This is a genomic window from Rhodobaculum claviforme (assembly GCF_016653255.1).
GTDB classification, from domain to species: domain Bacteria; phylum Pseudomonadota; class Alphaproteobacteria; order Rhodobacterales; family Rhodobacteraceae; genus Rhodobaculum; species Rhodobaculum claviforme.
Genome location: NZ_NHSD01000073.1, coordinates 1 through 4,505, shown reverse-complemented (window position 1 = coordinate 4,505; position 4,505 = coordinate 1). Strand labels below are relative to the sequence as shown.

The 4,505-nt window shown below is 72.0% G+C and carries 4 protein-coding genes; 1 reads left to right on the top strand and 3 read right to left on the bottom strand.

Features of this window, described 5'->3' with window-relative positions; translation table 11 throughout:
- From CCR87_RS01200 to CCR87_RS01190, 3 genes are all read right to left on the bottom strand, one after another.
- The coding region (locus CCR87_RS01200) for a TRAP transporter large permease (protein WP_201155502.1) at positions 1-802 on the bottom strand (802 nt) is incomplete at its 3' end.
- A complete protein-coding gene (locus CCR87_RS01195) occupies positions 799-1,359 on the bottom strand; it encodes a TRAP transporter small permease (RefSeq protein ID WP_201155501.1) in 561 nt (186 codons plus the stop codon). The genes CCR87_RS01200 and CCR87_RS01195, both read right to left, overlap by 4 nt.
- 188 nt (positions 1,360-1,547) lie before the next feature.
- Positions 1,548-2,537, bottom strand: coding sequence for a TRAP transporter substrate-binding protein (locus tag CCR87_RS01190; protein ID WP_242511787.1), 990 nt, complete (start codon positions 2,535-2,537; stop codon positions 1,548-1,550).
- A gap of 150 nt (positions 2,538-2,687) precedes the next feature.
- On the opposite strand from CCR87_RS01190, the gene CCR87_RS01185 reads away from it, so the two are divergent.
- Positions 2,688-4,505, top strand: a 1,818-nt coding sequence (locus CCR87_RS01185) for a hydantoinase/oxoprolinase family protein (RefSeq protein ID WP_274609739.1), incomplete at its 3' end; no start/stop codon positions are given.

Genomic DNA, 4,505 nt, shown 5'->3' with positions numbered 1-4,505 from the left:
GATGGAGCCCCCCCGACAGCCCCGCGATGCCCAGCGCGCCAACGACACCCACCACCGCCGCCTCGGTCGGCGAGGCCAGCCCGCCATAGATCGAGCCGATCACCGCCACGATCAGCCCCACCGTGGGCAGCAGGCGCGCAGCGGCGCGGCCCTTCTCGGCCCAGCTCGCGGGGGGCTCCATCGCGGGCATGCGGTGGCGGTTCAGCATCGCCCAGATCATGATGTAGCCCGAGAACATCGCCGCCAGCATCAGACCCGGCACCACCCCCGCCAGAAACAGCCGGGCGATCGACTGCTCGGTCGCGGCCCCGTACACGATCAGGATGATCGACGGCGGGATCAGGAACCCGAACGTCCCCGCCCCGGCCAGCGTGCCGATGGACATGTCGGTGTCATAGCCGCGCGCGCGCAGCTCGGGCAGCGACATCCGCCCGACCGTGGCCGTGGTCGCCGCCGACGACCCCGACACGGCCGCGAACAGCGCGCAGCCGAACACGTTGACATGCAAAAGCCGCCCCGGCAGTCGCCGGGTGAACGGCGCCAGCCCCGTGAACATGTCCGACGACAGCCGCGAGCGGAACAGGATCTCTCCCATCCACACGAACATCGGCAGCGCCGTCAGGTCCCAGCTGTTGAGCGACCCCCACACCTTGGACGAGAACGCCAGCTGCGCGGGGATCGACGTGGCCAGCTCCAGCGCCACCAGCCCCACGGCGATCAGCGCAAACCCCACCCACAGCCCCGCGAACAGCAGCGCGAACAGCACGACCACAAGGATCAGCGACAGCACCCCGATGCTCATGCGTCCTCCTCCGGGGTGGTGCCGCGGGCGCGTTCGGCGGCGCGGAACGCCGGGATGCCGCGCAGGGCGCTCCAGGCCTCGTCCGCCAGCGCCAGCGCGAACAGCCCGAGGCCCAGCGCCATCACGCCCTGCGGGATCCACAGCGGCACCCGCACCATGCCGAACGACAGCGTCCCGAACTGAAAGCTGTCAAGCGCGCGCGCCCCCACCGCCCAGGCCGCGAACACCGCCAGTCCCAGCGCGATCACCAGCACCACCAGCGTCAGCGCCCGCTGCACGCCGGGCCCGCCCAGCTTCTGCACCAGCGTGACCCGAACATGCCCGCCCGCCCGCAGCGTCGCCGGCAGCGCCAGCATGGTGGCGGCGACGAACAGGAACCCCCCGATCTCGGCCAGCGAGGGGACCTGAAGGCCCAGCGCGGTGCCACCCGCCAAGACCAGCGCCCGGTCGAGCACCCGGCCCAGAACCTGCGCCAGCACCAGCGCCGCGATGGCGACCATCGCCCCGCAGGCCGCCACCATCGCCGCCCCGTAGATCGTATCGAGCACCCGTCGCATCACCGTCCTTCCGCCGTTTCCGGGGGGCGCCCGGCCGCGCGCCGCCTGTCGCGTTGATCGTGCCCCGCTGACGGTGGCCCGACGACCATGGCCCGAGGGTGGGAGCGGCCGGGACCACCCGCCCGCCCGCCAGAGCGTCAGTCGGCCCGTCAGCAGGGGGCGTCAGCAGGGCGCGTCAGGGGGGCGCGTCAGTCGGCCCGGTACGCCTCGATCACGGCGGCGCCCGCGTCGCCCGCGCGGTCCAGCCACTCGGCGGTCATGGTCTCACCGACCTCCTGCATGGCGCCCAGCAGCGCATCGGTGGGGGTGTCGACGGCCATGCCGTTTTCCTCCAGCGCGGCGATCTGGGTGTCGGTCTCGGCGCGCGACATCTCCCAGCCGCGGGTCTCGGCGGCGTCGGCGGCCGCCATCAGGGCGGCGCGGGCGTCGTCCGGCAGGGCCTCCAGCGCGCGGGTGTTCACGAAGACGATGTTCTTGGGCAACCACGCCTGCACGTCGATGAAATGGCTGGTGTAGTCCCAAGCCTGGCTGGACACGCCGGTCGAGGGCGAGGTGATCATCGCCTCCACCCGCCCGGTGGAGAACGCGGTGGGGATGTCGCCGGCCTCCACCTGCGTCGGCACCATGCCCAGAAGCTGGGCCATGCGCTCGGTCGCGGCGTTGTAGGCGCGGAAGGTCTTGCCCTGCAGCTGCGCGGGCTCGGTCACGGCCTCGCCCAGGAACAGGCTCTGGCCCGGCCACGGCACCGAGAACAGCACCGTCAGGCCCTGGGCGGCCATCCGCTCCTCCACCGCCGCGCGCGAGGCGGCCCACAACGCCTCGGCGTCGTCATAGCTGGCGGCGAGGAAGGGGATGCTGTCGACCTCGAAGATCGGGTCCTCGTTGGCCAGTCGGGACAGCAGGATCTCGCCGATGGGCACGAGGCCCTGGCGCACGCCGTCCTTGATCTCGGCGTGGCCGACCAGCGAATTGGCCGAATGCACGGTGATGTCCAGCGCGCCGCCGGTGGCGTCGCGGACATCATCGGCGAACTGCATGATGTTCATGGTGTGGAACACCGTGTCGCCATAGGGGGTGGGCATGTCCCAGCGGGTCTGGGCGGCGGCGGGGGTGGCCACTGCCAGCGCCAGCGCGGCCAGCGCCATACGGGACAGGGCGATACGGGAATGGTGGGTCATGGGCGGTGCCTCCGCTGTTGCGGGCCGTTATGGGTCCGGGGGCGCGGCCCGGCCACTCGGCGGCGCCCAAGCGAAAGGTTGACGATACGTCTTCATTTTGTCAACGATTTGATCCTGTGGCGGCGGGCAGGCTGGATCAAGGAGCGGAAAATGGGCGCAGCGTGGGATTTCTGGGTGGACCGGGGCGGCACCTTCACCGACATCATCGGCCGCGATCCCGACGGTGCGCTGCACCCGCTGAAGCTGCTGTCCGAGAACCCGGAGGCCTATGAGGATGCCGCGGTCGAGGGCATCCGCCAGCTGCTGGGCGGCACCATCGACGCCGCCCGCATCGACATGGTCCGCATGGGCACCACCGTCGCCACCAACGCCCTGCTGGAGCGCAAGGGCGACCGCACCGCGCTGCTGATCACGCGCGGCTTTCGCGACGCGCTGCGGCTGGGCTATCAGGCGCGGCCCGACATCTTTGCCAAGCGGATCATCCTGCCGGAGCAGCTCCATGAGCGGGTGATCGAGGTCGACGAACGGCTGAGGGCCGACGGCACGGTGGAGACCGCGCTGGACCTGGCCCCGCTGGAGGGGCCGCTGGCCGAGCTGCGCGCCGATGGCATCGACGCCGTGGCCATCGTGCTGATGCATGCCTGGAAGAACCCCGCGCACGAGGCCGCGCTGGCCGCGCATGTCCGCGCCATGGGCTTTGGCCAGGTGTCCGTCAGCCACGAGGTCAGCCCGCTGATCAAGCTGGTGGGGCGCGGGGATACCACCGTGGTGGACGCCTACCTGTCGCCGATCCTCGCGCGGTATGTCGCGCGGGTGGCGGGCGCGCTGGGGGCGACACCGGCGGGCCAGCCGGGTCCGACGTTGCAGTTCATGATGTCCTCGGGCGGGCTGACGGCGGCGGAACGGTTCCAGGGCCGTGACGCGATCCTGTCGGGGCCCGCGGGCGGCGTGGTGGGCATGGCGCAGACCGCCGCCATCGCGGGCTTCGCGCGCACCATCGGCTTCGACATGGGCGGCACCAGCACGGACGTCGCCCATTACGCCGGCGATTACGAGCGTGCCTTCGACACCGAGGTCGCGGGCGTGCGCATGCGCGCGCCGATGCTGCGGGTCCATACGGTGGCGGCGGGGGGCGGCTCGATCCTGCACGCCGATCCGGGGCGGTTCCGGGTGGGGCCTGATTCGGCCGGCGCCGACCCCGGCCCGGCGTGTTACCGCCGCGGCGGGCCGCTGACGGTGACGGATGCCAACGTCATGCTGGGCAAGCTCAACCCCGATCTGTTCCCCGCCATCTTCGGCCCCGGACAGGACCAGCCGCTGGACCGCGACACCGTGGCCGAGGCCTTTGCCGGGATCGCCGAGGGCGAGGGCAAGACCGCGGAGGAGGTCGCCGAGGGCTTCGTGCGCATCGCGGTGGAGAACATGGCCAACGCGATCAAGAAGATCTCCGTGCAGCGCGGTTATGACGTGACGCGGTATCTGCTGAACTCCTTCGGCGGCGCGGGGGGGCAGCATGCCTGCCTGGTGGCGGACGCGCTGGGGATGACCTCGGTGCTGGTGCATCCGCTGTCGGGGCTGCTGTCGGCCTATGGCATCGGGCTGGCGCGCGTCGCCACCGCCCGGCAACAGGCGCTGGAGGTCCCGCTGGAGGACGCCAGCCGCGCCCGCATCGACGGAGCGCTGGAGGGGCTGACGGCCGACGTCATGGCCGAGCTGGCGGCCGAGGGGCTGGACCCCGCCACCACCACCACCCGCGCGCTGCTGCACCTGCGCATCGCGGGCACCGACACCGCCCTGCCGATCCCGTATCAAGGCGACCTGGCCGCCGCCCGCGCGGCCTTCGATGCCGCCCACAAGGCGCAGTTCGGCTTCACCGCCGCCGACAGGCCCCTGGTCGTGGAGGCCGCCGAGATCGAAGGCGCCGACGCCGACATCGCCGCCGACCCCGAACCCGAACATCCCGCCCGC